We start from the raw sequence: 20,554 nt of genomic DNA, 5'->3' as shown, positions 1-20,554 counted from the left end.
AGGGGCGTGGCCTCCGCCCCGAAATTCTTAGCATAGGGACACACGGCAGATGCCGCCGCCCCGCAACACAGTAAGGTGGTCGAGTGACTTTACCGCTGCACCATGAACACCATGGCACCCCGTCCAAGCTCCGGCTCTTCACTTCAGAGTCGGTCACTGAAGGGCACCCGGACAAGATCTGCGACCAAATCAGCGACGCCATCCTGGATGCGCTGCTGGCTGCCGATCCTGAGTCCCGCGTTGCAGTCGAGACCATGGCCACCACTGGCCTGGTGCACGTGGCCGGTGAGGTAACCACTGACGCCTACGTCGAGATACCGCAGATTGTCCGGGAGACTATTCTTGGCATCGGCTACGATTCTTCCGCCAATGGTTTCGACGGTGCCCGCTGCGGCGTCTCGGTCTCGATCGGGCAGCAGTCCAACGATATCGCCGGGGGCGTCTTCAACTCGCTGGAAGCGCGCGAAGGACGCCAGGAGGACGACTACGATCTCCAAGGCGCGGGCGATCAGGGCATCATGTTCGGTTATGCAAGCGATGAGACCGCTTCGTACATGCCAACACCCATCTGGCTTGCCCACCGTTTGTCCGAGCGGCTCACGGAAGTCCGCAAGAGCGGCGAACTTGCCTATCTTCGTCCTGACGGCAAAACCCAGGTAACGGTAGGGTACGACGGCGACCGCCCGGTTTCGGTTGAAACGGTGGTGATTTCCAGCCAGCACGCTGAAGAAGCAAGCCTGGACCAACTGCGCGCCGATCTCGCGAGCCACGTCATCGATCCCGTTCTGGCAACATCCAACCTGGATATCTCCCACGTGGCCAATATCCTGAACCCCGCGGGGGCCTTTGTGATTGGTGGCCCGGTTGGCGATGCGGGCCTGACCGGTCGCAAGATTATCGTCGATACCTACGGCGGATTCTCCCGGCACGGCGGAGGAGCCTTCTCCGGCAAGGACCCGTCCAAGGTTGATCGCTCGGCTGCATACGCTATGCGCTGGGTTGCCAAGAACGTTGTCGCGGCAGGGCTGGCAAAGCGCGCGGAGATCCAGATTGCGTACGCCATTGGCCAGGCACGTCCGGTGGGAACCTACGTGGAGACTTTCGGTACGGAGACCGTTGACCCGGCCCGCATCAGCGAGGCCATCAACGAGCTCTTCGATCTCCGTCCCCGCGCCATCATCGACGCTTTGGACCTCAAGCGTCCCATTTACACGAAGACTGCGGCGCACGGCCATTTCGGCCGCGACGAGCCCGACTTCACGTGGGAGCGCCTGGACCGCGTGGCGGACCTGAAGGAATTCTTCAACGCCTGATCTCCTCGATGATCGGCCGGTGCCGGCCCTGGGTTTACTGCTTTGTCGGTGGTCCATGATTGGCTGGAGCCAGAGAGATGCCCGCAGTGGGTTTCCCCCACTGCGGGCATCCTTTGTTTAGCCTGCGCGGGAAGCCCCGTGACAAAGAGTTGGAGGTAGAGAGCATGGCGGGAAATGAAGCCCAGCCCTCCCTGCTTCAACCTTCTTTGCTTCAAGGATTCCCGGACAAGGCTCCTGTCAGCGGACCTCCGCTGGCGGCAGAGAATCCGGTGGCCCGTGTGGTGCTGGAATCCTCCCTGCCCCACTTGGACAGGCCCTTTGATTACAGCGTGCCCGCTGAGTTGGCTGATTCCGCCGTTCCCGGCGTCCGCGTGAAAGTGAAGTTCAACGGACAGGAGCTTAACGGGTATGTGCTGGCACGCGCCGACACTTCGGATGCCGGCCACGCGCTCACTGCGCTTCACAAGGTGGTCTCGCCGTTGCCGGTCCTTACTCCAGAGATCGCGGAGTTGGCTGGAACGGTAGCTGCGCGTTACGCCGGAACCTTGAGCGACGTCCTGCGTACCGCCGTTCCCCCACGGGTTGCCAAAGTGGAGAAAGAGTTGCTGTCTGGCGAAGCAGGGCACGGGCAAGAACCGCAGACCCCAGCAAACGTGCCGGACGCCCATGCTTGGGGCTCCTACTCCAACGGTGCGCCATACCTGCATCACCTGGCCGGTGGGGGTTCTCCCAAGGCCGTCCTCACCGCGTTGCAGGGATTCGGCCCCGACGGTTGGCCTTCGCTGGTTGCCTCCGCTGTGGCGTCAGTCCGGGCTTCCGGCCGTGGTGCAGTGGTTGTCGTCCCGGATTACAGGGACCTTGGACAGCTGGAGGCGGCACTGGCAAAAGTCCTCCCAGCGGGTGACGTTGCACGGCTGGCGGCTGATGACGGTCAAACGCCCCGCTACAGAAATTTCCTCCGGGTCCTGAGTGGCGAGGCTCGCGTAGCCATCGGCACGCGATCTGCCGCCTACGCGCCGGTCCGGGAGCTGGGCCTCGTGGTCTGCTGGGACGACGGCGACGACCTCCATATCGATCAGCGCGCTCCCTATGCGCACACTCGGGAAGTCCTGCTCCTGCGGGCCGAGCAGGAGAACGCAGCCTGCCTGATGGCATCCCATAGTCGCAGCACCGAGCTCCAGCGCCTGGTTGAAATGCAGTGGGCTGTGCCGATCGAAGCGCCCCGAACCGTCATTCGCTCCACGGTGCCGCGTGTACTCAACACCGCTGACAGCTTTGAGCAGGAACGCGATCCGCTGGCCCGGATTGCACGTTTGCCCGGAGCGGCGTGGCGCGCGGCGAAGGAAGGCCTCGAACATGGCCCGGTCCTGGTGCAAGTTGCACGCGCCGGCTATGCACCCTCCTTGGTGTGCGAAACGTGCCGGGAGCTGGCCCGCTGCAACGCTTGCCAAGGACCTTTGGCCATCTCCAGCAGTTCCGCCCTGCCGATATGCCGCTGGTGCTCCACGCCGGCGCCGCGGTGGCGCTGTAACCATTGCAACGGCACCCACTTGCGCCGGGGCGCGACTGGAGCCGTGCGAACGGCAGAGGAACTAGGGCGGGCTTTTCCCGGAAAGACGGTGATCACCTCTTCCGGGGAGAACATCAAAGCCACGGTGCCAGACGCTCCGGCGTTGGTGGTGGCTACGGTGGGTGCCGAACCCGTGGCTCCCCAGGGATACGCTGCGGCGCTGCTCCTGGACGGCAATTCACTGCTCCGCCGGGAGAACCTGCGGGCCGGTGAGGACACCGTCCGGCGGTGGTTCAACGCTGCGGCGCTGGTGCGACCCTCCAACCAGGGGGGACTGGTAGTCATCACGGCGGACGACACAACTGCCACCGGAGCGCTGCTGCGCTGGGACGCACCAGGCTACGCGTCGCGTGAATTGGCACTGCGGAAGGAGCTTCAGCTTCCCCCGGCAGTGCGAGTGGCTTCCGTGACCGGGCCAAGGGCCGACGTCGCGCATTTTTCCGATGCTTTCGAGGCAGGCGCCAAACTGAGGTCCGGTACAAGGCTTCGCCTCGCCGGTCCAGCGCCCGTTCAGTTGGCCTCCAGCGGTCCCCAAGGCTCTGGAGGCGAGGCCGAGGCAGATGTCCGCATTCTGTATTTCATTCCTTATGCCGATGCCGCGGACGCCACTCGTGCCATGCGTGCCGTCAAAGCAGCGAATGCGGCAAAGCGTACAGGCGGCCCGGTTCAGCTACGGCTGGATGGCGTGGACGTCCTCTAGCCTTTGGCCACCCGTTGAGGGCTGCCACACCTAGCGCTTGCGAAGCGCAACCACCTCTTCTGCGGCAGCCAGCAGTTGCCGGGCGGATTCGTCCCAGTTGAAGTCTCCAGCACGTTCAACGGACCTGCGCGAACGTTCCTGCCACAACCTGTCATCGCCCAAGGCCGTGACGGCCGCGGCGAAGTCCGTGGGCGACTCGGGATCGACGTAGCTGACGGCGTCGCCGCCTACTTCCCGGAAGATCGGGATGTCGCTGGCGATGACAGGGGTCCCAAGCGACATCGCTTCCACCAACGGCAAACCATATCCCTCGGCCCGGGACAAGCTGATGAGTGCCGTTGCCCTGGTCAGGAGCCCCTCATACTCGGCGTCGGTCACACCGTTGTGGAACTGGACCTTTGCCCCATGGGGGACCAAGGCTTCGAGTTCTGCCCGGCGCTGGGGCGTGATGCGGCTCAGCAAGTGCAGTGTGTACTCCGGCAGGCCGGCCATTCCGCGAATCATGGTTTCCACGTTCTTGTACGGCATGAAAGAACCCATGTACAGCAGGGTTTTATCCGCGCCGGCCGCAGGATCGCGGGGCGTTTGACCGGGCTGCGGGGCATTGCCCACGATTCGCACCGGACGGCGGGTCAAAGTGAACTTCGCCATCAAGGCCTCTGTGGTCCTGCTGATGGTTGCCACGATGTCGGCCCGGTTCAGGAGTACGCGCTGGGGCCAGTACGCCTTATGGTAAAGCCGCCACAGGAAGCGCACTGGAGCTGGAAGGAACCCCGGGGGAGCGGGGTGTTCGTAGTAGATGAGGTCGTGAAGCGTAAGGATCAGGCCGTACTTCCGGCCCAGGGTGCCCATGGTCTGCATCGGGCACACTACGACGTCGGCGCCCAGCGGGTTGACTTTACGGGCCACGAACAGCTCAAGCGGGGATAACGGGCTGTTGATCATCACATAGGGGACGTCCGGAAGCAATGCGAGTTGCCGTTTGTCGTTGATGAGCATGGTGACATCCGCGATTTTGGATGTTGCTGCAATGAGGCTTGAACCGTAGCGGCTGATGCCATCGTGGTGGTCCGTCTTGGTGAAGCGGGCATCGATGACAATTTTCACGCGGGGTGTTCCTCCAGGAATGTGCGGATAGCTGCGGCAGCCGGGGCCGGAGTCTCGTAATGGATCAAATGCCCGACGTCGGGAATCACTTCCAGCGTGGCCTCCGGAAGGCGCTCCATCAGTTTGTGCTGGTTGGGCAACGTGGCGATCTCGTCTTTTTCGCCGGCGATCAGCAGTACGGGGAGCCGTAGCTCCTCGGCGACGTCTGCCACAGTGCCCGACACGGATGCCTTGAAGGATTCGAGCAAGCTCCTCCGGTCCGCGAAAGCGCTGAAGTAGGCATCGTGCTGGCCGTGGATGAAGCGTCGCAGGTTTTTGTCTTTGGTCTTGGCCATGGTGATACTCATGACCCGGACGATGGCACGGTTGCGCAGGAGGGCAAGTCCAAAGCGCTTGGGGAGCTTGGCGGATACCTGGTAGTAGAACACCGCTAGCTTGGTCATGATCCCTTTGGGACCTTCCAACGCAGGCGCGGCGATGGGGTTGATCAGGATCAGCGGATAAATGGTACCGGGATTCCGGGCCGCAAAATGGCTGGCGACGATGGAGCCAAACGAGTGGCCGAGAAGCACTGTTTTGGGGCCCAGGTCCAGGGCAGCCATGAAACCGGAGATGAAATGGCCGTAGCGCTCGACGCTGTGTTGGCCGTCAAGGAAGGGTTCTGAACTGCCAAACGCCGGGAGGTCCGGCATGATGATCCGCATGTCCGGAAGCTGGTCCGCTACCCGGAGCAATCCATGGTGGTCACCCCGAAAACCGTGAATGACCAAGATGGTACGCGTATGTTGGGTGGGTTTGACGGGTTCGTACGTCCAATACGCTACATTGCTGCCGTCGACGTCTACATCGGAGGCGATGGTCCGCCCTGGCAGGGATTTGCTAAAGAATTCAACAGGGGCCTCTGCACCTTCAGGGGTGTGCGCGGTGTCCACTTTTTCCATTCGGCCGTTCCTAGTTCACGTTGTCCGGGTGCGAGCCCGTGCGGTGGTGGCGTTCAAGAGCGGCCATGCCGTCCATATCTGCCGCCTCCAGTTCGAAGTCGAAAACGGCAAAGTTCTCCTTGATCCGCCCAGCGGAGCTGGCTTTCGGAATGACGAGGTTTCCGAGCTGGAGATGCCACCGGAGGATGATTTGGGCCGGTGTCCTGCCGTACTTTTCAGCCAAATCCACGATCGCGGGGTCGGCAAGAACCTGTCCCCGGCCCAGCGGGCTCCATGCTTCGGTACGGATCCCAAGTTGTTCGTGAAGTGTCCGAAGCCTGGGCTGCTGAAGCCAGGGGTGCAGCTCGATCTGATTGACGGCCGGAACCACTTCGGCTTTCTGCATGAGTTCTTCCAAGTGCCCCGGCTGGAAATTCGAGACCCCGATGGCCCGCACTTTGCCTTCCCGGTACAGGGTCTCCATGGCTTTATAGGTCTCTACGAACAGTCCTCGGCCGGCACAAGGCCAGTGGATGAGGTAAAGGTCCACGTAGTCCAGTCCAAGGTTGGCCATGGATGAATCGAAGGCACGGAGCGTGGAGTCGTAGCCGTGGTCGTCATTCCAGACCTTGGTGGTAACAAACACGTCTTCCCTGGCCAAGGCGTGCACGGATTCTCCGGAACCACCCGTGCCGAGGTTTGCCTCGTTGGCATCTCCGATCGCACCACCGATTGCGCGGCCTACGCCCACTTCATTTCGGTACATGGCCGCGGTATCGAAGCGCCGGTACCCTTCGCCGAGGGCAGTGCTCACCAAAGTCTCAGCTTCTTTTGGCGGCACTTTATAGAGTCCGAATCCCAAGCGGTCAATCATCACGCCATTGTTCAAGGTCAGCCGGGCCGGGAATCTCATATCAACGACTCTACCCATTTCGCGGCGGAATGCCTCAGGACTGGCCACTGAAACTCACCAAGCGGCGCGCCGAGGCTTCATCGAGGATGAGATCCGTGGCAAGCCCTGCTGCCAAGGCGCCCTGCAGGCCGTTGATTTTGGAGGCGCCGGACACGACGCAAATCCGGCGCCGCACCTGCCGTAGCTGTTCATGGCTTGGGCCAGTGGACCGTTCGTTCAGGGTAATGCCGTCAGATGATCCATCACTGCGGAAGAAGACGGTGGCAACGTCGCCCACCACGTCGTCGGCAGCCAACATGCTGAGGTCTTGTTCGTCGAGGTATCCGCCGGCGTACACATGGCTTGGATAGTCCGAATCAACGGATCCAACGCCGAAAATAGCGATGCTCATGCGCGCCTGCAGATCCAGGATGCGTTGAACGCTGCGCTCATTCCACATGGCCGTCTTGGTAGCGGCGTGATCGAAAAACGCTGGGACGGGAAATTGTTCCACCCGCGCTCCGTAGGCGCTGCCAAAGCGTCGCATGATGTCGCTCGCGTACGTGATGCCTGTTGTCTGCATGTTCCCGGCGCCATTGAGTTGGACCACGATCGTGTCATGCGTGACTTTTCGGGTCAGGTGCCGGCTCACGGCGCTGAGTGTGGCGCCCCAGGCAATGCCGATGATGGCATTGGAATCCACCAGGGGTCCTATGGTCCGCGCTGCCTGCATGGCCACGCGGTCAAGCGTTTCCGCCTCGTTCAAGGTGTCCAGCACCGGCACCACGTGGACGTCCACCTTGAATTTGTTGCGAATTTGGCTCTCCAACTCGGGAGCGGTGTCAAAAGGGCTGCGGATCTGGACCTGGACCAGACCTGTTTCCCGGGCGGAAGACAGGAGCCTGGAGACCGTAGAGCGTGAGGTCCTGAGCTCCCGCGCGATCGCATCCATGGTGAGGTCCTGCAGGTAGTACATCTGTGCGGCCCGGAGGGCATCCGAGTGACGTGAGCGTCCCATCTCATTTCCTTACTGCACGTTTGTGCAAATAGCTTGACTCCATTTTCCACCTTCGCCAGATTAGTGGTGAAAGGTGCAGCGACGGTCCAACGCCGCGCACAAACCAAGCCCAAGGGAGCAGTTTTGGGACACAACAGGATTTCCGGTACCTCCTCTGATGCGCATCGGCGTGAATCTGTTACCGCCCTGCGGGAGCGGCCTTCGGCGAAGGTGCTCATCATCGGTGGCGGTATCAACGGCGTAGGAACCTTCCGGGACCTTGCCCTGCAGGGCATTGATGTTGCCCTCGTGGAGCGTGGGGACTATTGCCAAGGCGCCAGCGGTGCCTCGTCGCACATGATCCATGGCGGCATCCGATACCTGGAGAACGGTGAGTTCCGCCTTGTTCAGGAATCAGTGGTGGAGCGCAACAGGCTCCTCCGGATCGCCCCGCACTACGTCAAGCCGCTACAAACCACCATTCCCATCTTCAGCACCTTCTCGGGCGTCCTGTCCGCTCCCATGCGTTTCCTGACCCACAAGCAGGGCAAGCCGAAGGAACGGGGCGCCTTCCTCATCAAGCTCGGCCTGAGCATGTACGACTTCTTCTCCCGTGACGGTGGGAGCGTCCCCCGGCACCAGTTCCGCGGCAAGGACAAGGCTTTGGCTGAGCTACCCAAGCTGCATCCTGGAATCAAATATGCGGCAACCTACTTTGACGCGTCCGTGCACAACCCTGAGCGGCTCACCCTGGACGTGCTGCAGGATGGCGAGAAGGCGGGGCGCGGTGGGGGACTGCCGGGCGGGACGGCCCGTGCCAGCAACTACGTGTCACTGGTTTCCATGGGTACAGACGGAGTGCGGCTCCGTGACGAATTGAGCGGCAAGGAGTTCGACTTCCAGGCCGACGTCATCGTTAACACCACTGGCGCGTGGGTTGACCTGACCAACCAGGCCATGGGAGCCGCCAGCCAGTTCATGGGCGGCACCAAGGGTTCGCACATCGTGCTGGACCACCCGGAACTGCTGGCCGCCTGCAATGGCCGCGAGATCTTCTTCGAACACACAGATGGCCGCATCGTTCTTATTTACCCGATGGGGGACCGGGTGTTGGTGGGCACCACGGACGTTGACGCCGACATGTCGGAAGACGCCGTCTGCACCGAATCCGAAATCGACTACTTCTTCGACCTGATCGGCCACGTCTTCCCCACCATCAAGGTGGACCGTGGCCAGATCGTGTACAGCTTCGCTGGTGTCCGCCCCCTGCCGCGCCACGACGCCACGCAGCCTGGATTCGTCTCACGGGATTACAGGATCGAACGCAGCGTCCGATCCCGTGAGGGTGCCATGGCTACGCCAGGCGGCAAGGACGTCGTCGTACTCAGCTTGGTGGGTGGCAAATGGACCACCTTCCGGGCGCTTGCCGAACACATGACCAACGACGTTCTCCGCGAATTGGGCCAGGAACGGAAGGTTTCGACGGCGAAACTCGCCATCGGCGGTGGCGCCGGCTTCCCTGCCACGGAACAAGGCGAACAGGAGTGGATCAAGAAGCACATGGGGCCGGGGCTGGACGCCGATCGCGTGGCTGGTCTCCTGACCCGGTATGGGACACGGGCAGAAGCAGTCATCGATTACTTGAACGCCGGACATGACCAGGCACTTCGGTCCACCCGGGAACTCAGTGTTCGTGAACTGGCTTTCATGGCTGAGCACGAGCAGATCGGACATCTGGTGGATGTCCTCATTCGGCGGACCTCGCTCGCGTTCCGCGGCCTGGTGACCGGCGAGTTGCTGAATGAAATCGCCGCAGCGTTGGCTGAACCGCTCGGTTGGGATGCCACCGTCCGTGAGGCAGAAATCCGCCACGCCCAGGAAGTCCTGCAGAGGTTCCACAAGGTTGACGTGCACAGTCTCGTAGCCTGAGGCCGACTGCACAAAATGCTTTACCGTCCCACTCTGCTGCAGGGACGGAAACGGGGTAGGTGGGCCCTTTGGGGCCTCACCACACCGGGATGGTTGCGGAAAACGGAACTATCCCCACAGCCTCTTCAACCCGCGAGGAGGCTGACAACAGAAAAATGAGGAGTCAAAGATGTCTCTTGGAATAGTTTTCCTTTCCGAAGTATTCGGAACCATGATGCTGACCCTGCTGGGTTGTGGCGTCGTGGCAAACGTTGCGCTCAAAGGCACCAAGGGCAACAACGGTGGTTTCTTGATGGTGACGTGGGGCTGGGGTATTGCGGTCTTCGCGGGCGTTTTCGTGGCCGCAAAGTCCGGTGCGCACCTGAACCCTGCTGTTACCCTGGGCCTGCTTGTTAAGGGAAGCAAGGAATACGCGCCCGATGTCAGCGTGGACTTCGCCTCCACGCTGACGTACTTCGGCGGCGAACTGCTCGGCGCTTTCCTGGGCGCCGTTGTTTGCTGGCTCGCGTACAAGCAGCACTTCGATGAAGAGCCCCTGGCAGCCAACAAGCTGGGAACGTTCTCCACAGGCCCGGCCATCCGTTCAACCCCATGGAACCTCATCACCGAGATCATCGGCACGTTCGTTCTGGTCTTCGTCATCCTGACCCTCGGCGGCACTCCCTCGGGACTGGGCCCGTTGGCGGTAGCGCTGCTCGTGGTCGGTATCGGTGTCTCCATCGGCGGCCCCACGGGTTACGCCATCAACCCGGCACGTGACCTCGGACCCCGCATCGCCCACGCCGTGCTTCCCATCAAGGGCAAGGGTTCCAGTGACTGGGCCTACTCGTGGATCCCTGTCGTCGGGCCCCTGGTCGGCGGTACGCTGGCAGGCCTCATGGCCAACATCGTTCCAGGGATCATGCCGTCCGTCGCCGGCTAGCTCCACACCTCTGAAGCGGGCAATCCGCCCTACCCGATCAAAAACCGCAGATAACCACTGAGACAAGGACGTCACCATGAATCAATACGTCATCGCCATCGACCAGGGCACCACCAGCTCCCGCGCCATCGTCTTTGACCACACGGGCAACATTGTGTCAACGGGACAGATGGAACACGAGCAGATTTTCCCGCAGGCAGGTTGGGTCGAGCACAACCCCGCCGAGATCTGGAACAACACCCGGGAGGTCATTGGTTCCGCCCTGTCCAAGGCGAACCTGACGCGGCACGATATTGCCGCCGTCGGAATCACCAACCAGCGTGAAACCGCCGTGGTCTGGGACAAAAACACGGGCGAGGCCGTTTACAACGCCATCGTCTGGCAGGACACCCGGACCCAGCCGATTGTGGACGAGCTTGCCAGGGACGGTGGACCTGAGCGCTTCAAACAGAAGGTAGGCCTGCCGCTGGCTACCTACTTCTCAGGCACCAAGATCAAATGGATCCTGGACAACGTCGATGGCGCCCGCGAACGCGCTGAAGCGGGCGACCTGTTGTTTGGCAACACTGACGCCTGGGTTCTCTGGAACCTGACCGGCGGAGTCGACGGCGGCGTGCATGTCACCGACGTTACCAACGCGTCCCGCACTTTGTTCATGGACCTTGAGACGCTGCAATGGGACCAGGAAATCCTGGACATCTTCGGTGTTCCGGCCTCCATGATGCCCGCCATCAAGTCCTCCTCGGAGGTCTACGGTCACGTCCACACCTCCCAGCTGCTTCGCGAAGTTCCCGTGGCCGGTATCCTGGGCGACCAGCAGGCTGCAACATTTGGTCAAGCCGCGTTCCAAGCAGGTGAAGCGAAGAATACCTACGGCACGGGTTGCTTCCTGATCTTTAACACCGGCGAGGAAATCGTTCACTCCAAGAACGGTCTGCTCACCACCCTGGGATACAAGTTGGGCGACGACAAGCCGCACTACGCCCTGGAAGGTTCCATCGCCGTCACCGGTTCCCTGATTCAGTGGCTCCGCGACAACCTCGGCATGATCAGTTCCGCTCCAGAGGTCGAGGAACTCGCAGCGGCGGTCAAGGACAACGGCGGCGTCTACATCGTCCCCGCGTTCTCCGGCTTGTTCGCTCCGTACTGGAGGGCTGACGCTCGAGGCGCAATCGTGGGCCTCACCCGCTTCGCCAACAAGGGCCACATTGCACGTGCTGCCCTTGAGGCGACTGCGTTCCAGACCCGCGAGGTACTCGATGCCGTCAACGCGGACTCGGGTGTTCCCCTCACCGAACTGAAGGTCGACGGCGGCATGGTCGCCAACGAGGCACTCATGCAGTTCCAGGCTGACATCCTCGGCGTGCCGGTAGTCCGCCCGAAGGTGGTTGAAACCACGGCCCTGGGCGCCGCGTACGCTGCAGGCCTGGCTGTCGGATTCTGGAAGGACCTGGGCGAACTCAGCGCCAACTGGGGCGAGGACAAGCGCTGGGAGCCGCAGATGCCCGCCGAAGAGCAGGAGCGCCAGCTGCGACTCTGGAAGAAGGCCGTTACCAAGTCCATGGACTGGGTCGACGAAGATGTGAAGTAGTCTGACCTGACGTTGACGGCAGCCGCGCCTGCCCCGCCCGCTTCGCGGTGCCCACCACACCCGGGGCGAGGCGCGGCTGCCGTCAACTCAACCATCAGCTCTGTAAGCCGCTCGATGCGACCTGGGAGTTTGATCGTGCGCTATTGTAGATCTATGCGTGCGATCCTTCTGCTTAGCTAGCCGCCCGGCAATCAACAGCCGAGCGGCCGCCCCTCCATTGTCGAGGGGCTTTTGTGTGTCCGGGGCTTACCTGGAGCGCAGCAGGAGGCAAAACCGCCATCGAAGAACAGAAGAGGGCAGCAGTGAGCGTTCAGCCGGAGACAGAGACCGGAACAGCACAGACAGCCGCAGCTGGAGCGCCTGAAGAAGGCGTCTACAGCTTCGCCGCGATGGAAGCCAAGTGGCCGCAGGTCTGGGAAGACCTCAAGGTGTTCACCCCGCTTGACGACGGTTCGCGGGAACGCCGCTACGTGTTGGACATGTTCCCCTACCCCTCCGGCGACCTCCACATGGGGCACGCCGAAGCGTTCGCCATGGGCGACGTCGTAGCGCGCTACCTGCGCCAGAAGGGCTACGATGTCCTGCACCCCATCGGTTGGGACTCCTTCGGCCTCCCCGCTGAGAATGCGGCCATTAAGCGCAACGCCCACCCCAGCGAGTGGACCTACGCCAACATCGATACCCAGGCCGCCTCGTTCAAGCGCTACGCCATTTCGGCTGACTGGTCCCGGCGCCTGCACACGTCCGACCCCGAGTACTACCGGTGGACCCAGTGGCTGTTCAAGCGCTTCTACGAGCGTGGCTTGGCGTACCGCAAGGACTCGCCCGTCAACTGGTGCCCCAAGGACCTCACCGTCCTCGCGAACGAGCAGGTCGTCAACGGTGCATGTGAGCGCTGTGGCACGGCTGTCACCAAGAAGTCGCTGAACCAGTGGTACTTCAAGATCACCGAGTACGCCGATCGCCTGCTCGAGGACATGGACCAGCTCCAGGGCCATTGGCCCGAGCGAGTGCTGGCCATGCAGCGGAACTGGATTGGCCGCTCCGAGGGCGCCCACGTCCGCTTTGTCATCGAGGCCACCCAGGACCGGGCCGAGCGCGAAGTCACCGTCTTCACCACGCGCCCGGACACCCTCTACGGGGCAACGTTCTTTGTGGTTGCTGCGGATGCGCATTTGGCCCTGGACCTCGTCACTCCTGAACAGCATGACGAACTCATGGCTTACCGGGAAAAGGTCAAGGCCCTCTCCGAGATCGAGCGCCAGTCCACAGAGCGCGAGAAGACGGGTGTCTTTACCGGACGCTACGCGATCAATCCGCTGAACGGTGAGAAGCTTCCTGTGTGGGCAGCTGACTACGTTCTGGCCGACTACGGCACCGGAGCCATCATGGCTGTTCCGGCGCACGACCAGCGCGACCTCGATTTCGCCAAGGCGTTTGACCTGCCCGTCCGCGCCGTACTGGATACCGGCGAGGAAGACCCCGCCGAGACCGGCGTTGCCACTGCCGGCGAAGGAAAGCTCAAGAACTCCGGCGACTTGGATGGACTGTCCAAGTCCGAGGGCATCCCGGCCGCAATCGAGATCCTGGAGAAGTTGGGTACCGGCGAGAAGTTCGTCAACTTCCGGCTCCGCGACTGGCTGCTCAGCCGCCAGCGCTTCTGGGGCACGCCCATCCCGATCATTCACTGCGCCGAATGCGGCGAAGTGCCCGTACCCGACGACCAATTGCCCGTGAAGCTGCCCGAAGACCTGCGCGGCGAGGCACTGGCGCCGAAGGGCACCTCCCCGCTGGCCGCCGCCGTCGAATGGGTCAACGTCGAGTGCCCCAACTGCGGCCGGGCAGCGCAGCGCGACACGGACACCATGGATACGTTCGTGGATTCTTCCTGGTACTTCCTGCGGTTCGTCTCGCCCCACTACACCGAGGGCCCGTTTGATCCGGCGAAGATTAATGACTGGATGCCCGTGGGGCAGTACGTAGGCGGCGTGGAGCACGCCATCCTGCACCTGCTCTACGCCCGGTTCTTTACCAAGGTCATCAAGGACATCGGCCTGATCGAGGCCAGCGAGCCCTTTAGCGCACTGCTCAACCAGGGTCAGGTGCTCAATGGGGGCAAGGCCATGAGCAAGTCCCTTGGCAATGGTGTGGACCTTGGCGAGCAGTTGGACAAGTTCGGCGTCGACGCCGTTCGCCTGACCATGGTCTTCGCCTCGCCCCCTGAGGACGATGTTGACTGGGCAGACGTCTCGCCGTCTGGTTCGGCCAAGTTCCTGGCCCGTGCCTGGCGCCTCGGCCAGGACGTCATCAGCGAACCCGGAGCTGATGCCATCGCCGGTGACCGCGCACTGCGCACGGTAACCCACAAGACCATCGCTGATGCCGCCGAACTGTTGGACAACAACAAATTCAATGTCGTGGTGGCACGCCTCATGGAGTTGGTCAACGCTACGCGTAAGACCATCGACTCCGGAGCCGGTGGAGCAGACCCTGCCGTGCGTGAGGCCGTTGAGGCCGTTGCTGTGATCTTGAGCCTTTTCGCCCCTTACACGGCAGAGGATCTCTGGAACACCCTGGGACACCCCGCCTCCGTGGCCAACGCCGGCTGGCCGAAGCACGACGACGCCCTGCTCGTCCAGGACACCGTCACCGCCGTTGTCCAGGTCCAGGGCAAGGTCCGCGACCGGTTGGAAGTATCGCCGGACATCAGCGAGGACGAACTCCGTGAACTGGCACTGGCATCCGAAAATGTCCAGCGTGCCATGGATGGCCGTGGCATCCGCACCGTGATCGTGCGGGCGCCTAAACTGGTGAACATCGTCCCCGCCTAACCAGGCATAACGGACTTTGCGGCCGCCGGCATTGTGCCGGCGGCCGGTCACCATTGTTGGAGGTTGCGTGCCCGAGCGAGAACCACCCGCCTGGATGTGGCTCAAGGAACGGCTGTCCCGCCTCCGGCAGCCCGCGCTCCCGGTTCCCATTGCCGATGAGGCGCTTCCCGCCGTCGTAAAGACCGCCGTGGTGACGGATTCGGCAGCGGCCTTACCAGCCGACTGGGTTGCGGCCTTTGCCGCGGACGGCCGTCTTGCCGTGGTTCCCATGCCAGTCATGGTGGGGAGCGAGATCTACGGTGAAGGCGAAGACGACATCACCGAGACGTTGGCCGTTGCCTTGGCGTCGGGTGCATCCGTAAAGACATCCCGACCCTCACCCGGCCAGTTTGAACAGGCTTACCGTGCCGCCCAGAACCGAGGGTTCGAAGCTGTGGTGTCCATCCATATTTCCTCCGAATTGTCCGGAACCGCCGATGCCGCGCGTCTTGCTGCAGCCCGGGTCGGTATCCCGGTGGAGGTACTGGACTCACGCACCGTCGGAATGGCGCAAGGTATGGGAGTGCAGAGCGCCGTAGTTGCCGCGGCCGCAGGCCTGCCCGCTGATGAAGTTCGCGCTTTTGCGGAAAAGCGCATGGAACGTACCAAGGTCTACTTCTACGTTCCGAGCCTGGAACAGCTCAGGCGCGGGGGACGCATTGGAGCGGCGGCATCGCTGCTGGGGACGGTGCTGGCCATTAAGCCAATACTTGCGGTCGACGGCGGCAGGATCGTTCCGTTGGAAAAGGTCCGCTCCGCTGTGCGCGCTATAGCCCGGCTTGAGGAGATCGTGGCGGCTGATGTCGCTTCCAGACCTGCTGGTCAGCAACGGTTGGCGGTTCATCATTTTGGTAACCAGCTTGAGGCCGAAGCATTGGCCGCACGCCTTCGGGAGAAATGCCCGGACTGTCCGCCCGCCCAGATCAGCGCCCTTCCCGCCGTCCTCGCGGCGCACGCAGGTTTGGGAGTCCTTGCGGTCATCGTGGGGGAGAGCAGCACGCCCACTTGAGCTTATCCACATAGACTAAGTGGCCCACTGCGCTCCCGTCGCGTCCTTCGTAGGCTCGATTCATGCCACGCTGGAATCGGGATGCGTCCCCAGACGTCGCAGCGCTGGCCGCCAGACGGCGGCTTGCGGTGGGACTGAACCCTTCAGGCGATCCCGCTCCCTTGCTTGCCATGCCTCTGTTGGAAGAGCCCCCGCCGGAGGCTTCGGTTTCGGACCCCCTCTACGCCCAAGAGACGGTGGCGGCGCGGCTTCGGTGGCGGACGTCCTGGAGGGTGGCTGTTGCGGTTTCCGTTGTTGGTGCCGCCTGTGCAGCGTGGTTCCTTTTCCAGGCGGCTAACGGACAACCCACTACCGAGCCCCTGAGCCAGTCGCTATCGGCCGACGGAACGGTGTCCGAAGGCGGCGAGCCTGATTCGACCCGCCCCCCGGCCCAGCCACAAGACACGAAGATGCTCCTGGTCCACGTTGCCGGCGCGGTACAGAAACCCGGTGTCGTTTCGCTTCCTGAAGGAAGCCGGGTCTTTCAGGCGATTGATGCTGCAGGCGGGGCAACCGCCAGTGCTGATGTAAATGGACTCAACCTCGCGGAAGTAGTCACCGACGGGGCAAAGATCCGTGTTCCGGCTGCGGGAGAGGCGGCGCAGGAAACGGGGACCGGGAACGGCACAGGTGGGTCGGCGGAAACCCAGGTCAGCCCGGGATCCGGAGGCGCCAAGGTCAATATCAACACTGCTTCTGTGGAAGAACTCGGGACACTGCCCAGGGTTGGTCCGGTGATGGCTCAACGCATCATAGACTGGCGCAAGGAACACGGAGCGTTTGCCTCGGTGGAAGAGTTGGACGCCATTGATGGCATCGGACCCAAGCTCATGGAGTCGCTCCAGGATTTGGTGACGGTGCAGGGTGGCTGAGGATTCAGAGGGAAATCCCTTGCTGAGGCGTCTGGATCTCCGTCTGGTCCCTGCCGTGCTTGTCACCTGGGCCGCTGCCCTTGCCTGTGGTGTTCTCGCCGCTGGCTGGTCCGCCACTATTGGCATAGTCCTTGCCTGTGTTGGCAGCGCCCTGCTGCTTTATTCCCGCCTGCGTGCAACGACGGCGTCACGGGCCAGGACAGTTCCGGCTACTCTCGCCCTGGCCTGTGTGCTGGGTGCTGTGGCCGCTGGGCATTGTGCTTTTGCTGCCGGAGAACGAGACCAAGGTCCCCTCGCGGCCGTCGTCGGCACCCAGGCCGGTGTGGTCATTAAGGTGCGGGTCACGGGCAGCCCTTCAGAGGCGCCCCAACCCGGGCATTCCGGCGGTACACGATGGTCGGTTCCGGCCAGCTTGGTGGACCTTACGTCCGGAGGGAACGTCATTCGAGATTCTGCCTCCCTTGTGGTCATGGGGGACGATGCGTGGCGGGACGTTCGCCCGGGACAGCTATTGAGAACAACCGGCACCCTCAAGGAGATCCGGCCCGGACAATCCGAAGCCGCGGTTCTCACAGCCACCACCAGGCCGGTGGTGATGGGTTCGGTCTTCGACCTGCAAGACTCGGCCGCAAAGCTCCGCGAGCACTTACGCGATGCGGCAGGTTGGTTGCCTCCCGATGCTGCGGGTCTGCTGCCAGGCATGGTGACTGGCGACACCAGCGAGCTTCCGGAGAGCCTGGAAGCTGACATGAAGACAACCGGAATGGTGCATCTGACGGCTGTGAGTGGGGCGAACTGCAGCCTCATATTGGGCGGCTTCATCCTGGTTGCGAGGATCCTGAGACTGGCTCGTCCTTTCGCCGCCGCTTTCGCGGGGTGTGGGCTGGCTGCGTTTGTAGTGCTGGTGGGACCGGAGCCCAGCGTCCTGCGGGCAGCGGTCATGGGATTTGTCGGGATGGCTGCGTTGACGGGCGGGTTGCGGGGGAGGCCGCTGACTTTCCTATGTTTGGCCACGGTTGTACTTCTTCTGCTGGATCCGACCCTTGCCACCAGCTTTGGTTTCCTCCTCTCGGTCCTGGCCACGCTGGGCATCGTGTTGCTCGCCAGCCGTATCGCGTCGTGGTTTCCTGACGCCATTCCCCGGTGGTTGGCGGTGGGGGTGTCAGTGCCATTGTCTGCGCAAGTGCTGTGTGGACCGGTGATCGTGGCACTCCAGCCCCAGTTTTCGCCGTACGCGCTCATTGCCAACGTGATTGCCGGGCCCCTCGTGGCTCCTGTGACAATTCTGGGGAGCCTTGCCGTGCCGCTGTCCGCGATCCATCCTTGGGCGGCGGCGCTTCCGACTGCGCTGGCGGGTGCCAGCGCGATTGGTGTGGCGGGCGTAGCGCGGTTCTTTGCCGGATTACCGGGCGCGGCACTCCCGTGGGCCGAAGGTCCGGCAGGCATCGTTGCCATGGCCGTTTCCTCGGCAGTCACCATGCTCATTGTCTGGACATCCCTGCAACCAAGCGGTGTGCTCCGGTGGATCGTGGTCCTTCACCACCGCTTGATTGTTGTGTTGGGACGGCTGGATCGACGCCGCTAGCGTGGCATATCGGGCGTCCCCGCCGCCAAGGCATGGCAGACTTGAAGTCTGCAAAAAAACCTCCGGAAGGAACCATCTGTGGCTGCTGCCCAAAACACCCGGGCCAAGAGCGTCGCTGCGAACAACGTCAGTTGGCGGGATGCGACGCCGGCCGCCGTGGTGTTGATCACGGGTCCGGAGGAGTACCTCGGTATCCGGGCCATGGACCGCATCAGATCCCATGTTCGGACGGCGACGCCGGATGTTGAACTGAGCAGGCTGAACGCGGGTTCCTACGAGGCGGGTTCGCTTGCGATGACGGTGACCCCATCTCTGTTCGGCGAGGGAAAGCTCATCGAAGTAGAGGGCTTGGAAGCCATGAATGATGCGTTCCTGGCTGACTCTTTGTCCTACGTGTCCCATCCGGAGCAGGATGTGGTTTTGGTCCTGCGCCACGCCGGTGGTGTCCGGGGGAAAAAATTGCTGGACGCCGTGAAATCCGCTGGATGGCCCGTGATCGATTGCCAGCCCCTTAAGAAGGAAGCGGACAAAACTGCGTTTGTTGTCTCGGAATTCAAAGCCGGAGGTCGCAGGATTGAAGGCGAAGCCGTCCAGGCCCTCGTCAATGCGGTGGGAGCCAATTTGTCCGAGCTTGCGGCCGCTTGCAATCAGTTGATCGCGGACGCTACAACGGCGGTGGATGCAGCCACCGTGGAAAAGTACTACGGCGGACGCGTGGAGGCCACTGCATTCAAGGTGGCCGATGCTGCCATGGCTGGCAACGGACCAGTGGCTTTGTCCACGCTGCGGCATGCCCTCTCCACTGGGGTTGATCCTGTTCCCTTGGTAGCCGCCTTGGCGGCAAAACTGCGAACTCTGGCCAAAGTTGCTGGAGCGCATGGCTCGTCGGCTCACATCGCGAAGAGCCTGGGCATGCAGCCTTGGCTCGTGGAGCAGGCGCAGCGGGACGTCCGCCGATGGACCCCGGAGGGCCTCATCCGCTCCATCCAGGTTATCGCCGAGGCTGACGCCCAGGTCAAAGGCCTATCCCGTGATCCCGTGTATGCCGTGGAACACGCGGTCACAGTTATTGCCACGTCCGCACGGCGGGGTTAAACCCAAGAGGCCGGCACCCATGGGGTGCCGGCCTCTTGATCAGCTCAGTCGAACTGGAAAAACCTTAGAGTGCGTTGACCTTCTTGGAGATCGCCGACTTGCGGTTTGCAGCGTTGTTCTTGTGAATAACGCCCTTGCTGACAGCCTTGTCCAGCTTGCGGCTGGCAGCAACAAGTGCAGTTGCAGCAGCATCCTTGTCAGCAGACTCAACGGCGGTGGCAACGGCGCGGATGGCCGTCTTCAGCTCGGACTTGACGGCGTTGTTACGCAGACGAGCCTTCTCGTTGGTGAGGATGCGCTTCTTCTGGGACTTGATATTAGCCACGTATGAACTCTCTTTTTAATGCGGAAATGGTCTAGAGGGTTTTCAGGTTGGCCATCGACTGAGCGGCGTGGGGATGCCTATGGCAGCCAACCATGAGTGGCCGTCGACCTGCACGGACACACAGCTATAAAGGATAGCAGAAAGCTGATTAGGGTGGCGACCAAGGCATTAAGTCCAGCCGTGTCGCTCCTTCAGGGCCTGCGAAACCTCTTGGAACTGCGGTTTGCCGAGTACCGCGCCTTCGCGCCGCACCGCCTTGGGATTGAGGCGGATCACCCGATCCAGCTTCACTTCACTGGGACGGCCTTGCCGGTCCCATGGGCCGGCTCCGATGTCAACGTAATCGCCGGCCCGGGTCCCGTTGTCGTGGTCCTTTGACGTCAGCATGAGGCCCAGTAGCCAGGCCCCGTCTCTTCCAACCAGCAGCACGGGCCGGTCCTTGCCCCGCGAGTAGTCCTCTTCAAAGGGAACCCAGCTCCAAACAATTTCACCAGGGTCCGGCTGGCCGTCCGGTTTGGGTGAGTAGTACAGCTTTGCTGCGCCAACGAAGTCGCCGGGGTAAGCGCCCTGTTGATGTCCGACGGCGGGTTGCCGGGTTCGCTGCCCAGAGAGACCACCGGTCGCCGAGTTCCTGGTACTGCTGCCGCCGAGCGCCTTGAGGGATCGAAGGATGAGTTTGCCCAGTGGGCGCAAGTCCAAAGCCATGCGGACAACGCTACCGCGATGGCTGGCCAAGCCAAGGTGCCAGGAGGTTCATCGAGTCCGGCAGGCGTTTCATCAAGTCCGGAAGGAATGTACGGCGAACGGCTTGTTCATGG

At 62.4% G+C, this 20,554-nt stretch carries 16 protein-coding genes; 10 read left to right on the top strand and 6 right to left on the bottom strand.

Translation table 11 applies throughout. The annotated features are described in order from the left end of the window. The first annotated feature begins 83 nt into the window (after positions 1–83). Both metK and LDN75_RS14560 read left to right on the top strand, forming a co-directional pair. Positions 84–1,313, top strand: coding sequence for a methionine adenosyltransferase (metK, locus tag LDN75_RS14565; protein WP_223932997.1), 1,230 nt, complete (start codon positions 84–86; stop codon positions 1,311–1,313). A 164-nt stretch (positions 1,314–1,477) separates the two neighbouring features. Continuing rightward, positions 1,478–3,583, top strand: a complete 2,106-nt coding sequence (locus LDN75_RS14560; RefSeq protein WP_223932996.1) for a primosomal protein N' — start codon at positions 1,478–1,480, stop codon at positions 3,581–3,583. A 30-nt stretch (positions 3,584–3,613) separates the two neighbouring features. Here the strand turns inward: LDN75_RS14560 and LDN75_RS14555 are convergent, their stop codons facing one another. Genes LDN75_RS14555 through LDN75_RS14540 form a run of 4 tightly spaced genes read right to left on the bottom strand, consistent with a single transcriptional unit; the run spans position 3,614 to position 7,520 of the window. Next, positions 3,614–4,690, bottom strand: a complete 1,077-nt coding sequence (locus LDN75_RS14555; protein WP_223932995.1) for a glycosyltransferase family 1 protein — start codon at positions 4,688–4,690, stop codon at positions 3,614–3,616. Next, on the bottom strand, positions 4,687–5,631 hold the full coding sequence (locus tag LDN75_RS14550; protein ID WP_223932994.1) for an alpha/beta hydrolase: 945 nt from the start codon (positions 5,629–5,631) through the stop codon (positions 4,687–4,689). The genes LDN75_RS14555 and LDN75_RS14550 overlap by 4 nt, the downstream gene beginning before the upstream one ends. A gap of 10 nt (positions 5,632–5,641) precedes the next feature. Continuing rightward, positions 5,642–6,523 (bottom strand): aldo/keto reductase, encoded by an 882-nt coding sequence (locus tag LDN75_RS14545; protein WP_223932993.1) that lies wholly within the window; start codon positions 6,521–6,523, stop codon positions 5,642–5,644. A gap of 34 nt (positions 6,524–6,557) precedes the next feature. Continuing rightward, positions 6,558–7,520 carry a sugar-binding domain-containing protein gene (locus tag LDN75_RS14540; RefSeq protein WP_223932992.1) on the bottom strand — a complete coding sequence of 321 codons (963 nt, stop codon included), beginning with the start codon at positions 7,518–7,520 and terminating at the stop codon, positions 6,558–6,560. A 123-nt stretch (positions 7,521–7,643) separates the two neighbouring features. Here LDN75_RS14540 and LDN75_RS14535 point away from each other — a divergent pair, with 123 nt between their 5' ends. The 8 genes from LDN75_RS14535 (at position 7,644) to holA (ending at position 19,411) form a co-directional block, all read left to right on the top strand. Next, positions 7,644–9,428 carry a glycerol-3-phosphate dehydrogenase/oxidase gene (locus tag LDN75_RS14535; protein WP_223937588.1) on the top strand — a complete coding sequence of 595 codons (1,785 nt, stop codon included), beginning with the start codon at positions 7,644–7,646 and terminating at the stop codon, positions 9,426–9,428. Positions 9,429–9,597: 169 nt separating this feature from the next. After that, positions 9,598–10,350, top strand: a complete 753-nt coding sequence (locus LDN75_RS14530; protein WP_223932991.1) for an MIP/aquaporin family protein — start codon at positions 9,598–9,600, stop codon at positions 10,348–10,350. 76 nt (positions 10,351–10,426) lie between these two features. Beyond that, complete coding sequence (gene glpK / locus LDN75_RS14525) at positions 10,427–11,941, top strand: glycerol kinase GlpK (RefSeq protein ID WP_223932990.1); 1,515 nt, start codon at positions 10,427–10,429, stop codon at positions 11,939–11,941. A gap of 302 nt (positions 11,942–12,243) precedes the next feature. Further along, positions 12,244–14,772 carry a leucine--tRNA ligase gene (gene leuS / locus LDN75_RS14520; protein WP_223932989.1) on the top strand — a complete coding sequence of 843 codons (2,529 nt, stop codon included), beginning with the start codon at positions 12,244–12,246 and terminating at the stop codon, positions 14,770–14,772. A gap of 16 nt (positions 14,773–14,788) precedes the next feature. Next, a complete protein-coding gene (locus LDN75_RS14515) occupies positions 14,789–15,820 on the top strand; it encodes a DegV family protein (RefSeq protein ID WP_223932988.1) in 1,032 nt (343 codons plus the stop codon). Between the two features lie 62 nt (positions 15,821–15,882). Continuing rightward, positions 15,883–16,731 (top strand): helix-hairpin-helix domain-containing protein, encoded by an 849-nt coding sequence (locus LDN75_RS14510; RefSeq protein ID WP_223932987.1) that lies wholly within the window; start codon positions 15,883–15,885, stop codon positions 16,729–16,731. Then, positions 16,724–18,316 carry a ComEC/Rec2 family competence protein gene (locus LDN75_RS14505; protein WP_223932986.1) on the top strand — a complete coding sequence of 531 codons (1,593 nt, stop codon included), beginning with the start codon at positions 16,724–16,726 and terminating at the stop codon, positions 18,314–18,316. Before LDN75_RS14510 ends, LDN75_RS14505 begins: the two co-directional genes overlap by 8 nt. A 78-nt stretch (positions 18,317–18,394) precedes the next feature. Further along, positions 18,395–19,411, top strand: coding sequence for a DNA polymerase III subunit delta (holA, locus tag LDN75_RS14500; RefSeq protein WP_223932985.1), 1,017 nt, complete (start codon positions 18,395–18,397; stop codon positions 19,409–19,411). Positions 19,412–19,475: 64 nt separating this feature from the next. Here the strand turns inward: holA and rpsT are convergent, their stop codons facing one another. Continuing rightward, positions 19,476–19,736, bottom strand: coding sequence for a 30S ribosomal protein S20 (rpsT, locus tag LDN75_RS14495; protein ID WP_223932984.1), 261 nt, complete (start codon positions 19,734–19,736; stop codon positions 19,476–19,478). A 168-nt stretch (positions 19,737–19,904) separates the two neighbouring features. Beyond that, positions 19,905–20,441 carry a type II toxin-antitoxin system PemK/MazF family toxin gene (locus LDN75_RS14490; RefSeq protein WP_223932983.1) on the bottom strand — a complete coding sequence of 179 codons (537 nt, stop codon included), beginning with the start codon at positions 20,439–20,441 and terminating at the stop codon, positions 19,905–19,907. Positions 20,442–20,554: the final 113 nt, after the last annotated feature.

The sequence above is a fragment of the Arthrobacter sp. StoSoilB5 genome, assembly GCF_019977235.1.
Lineage (GTDB): Bacteria > Actinomycetota > Actinomycetes > Actinomycetales > Micrococcaceae > Arthrobacter.
The sequence above is the reverse complement of the archived record's forward strand: the minus strand, read 5'-3'. Positions and strand labels throughout refer to the sequence as shown.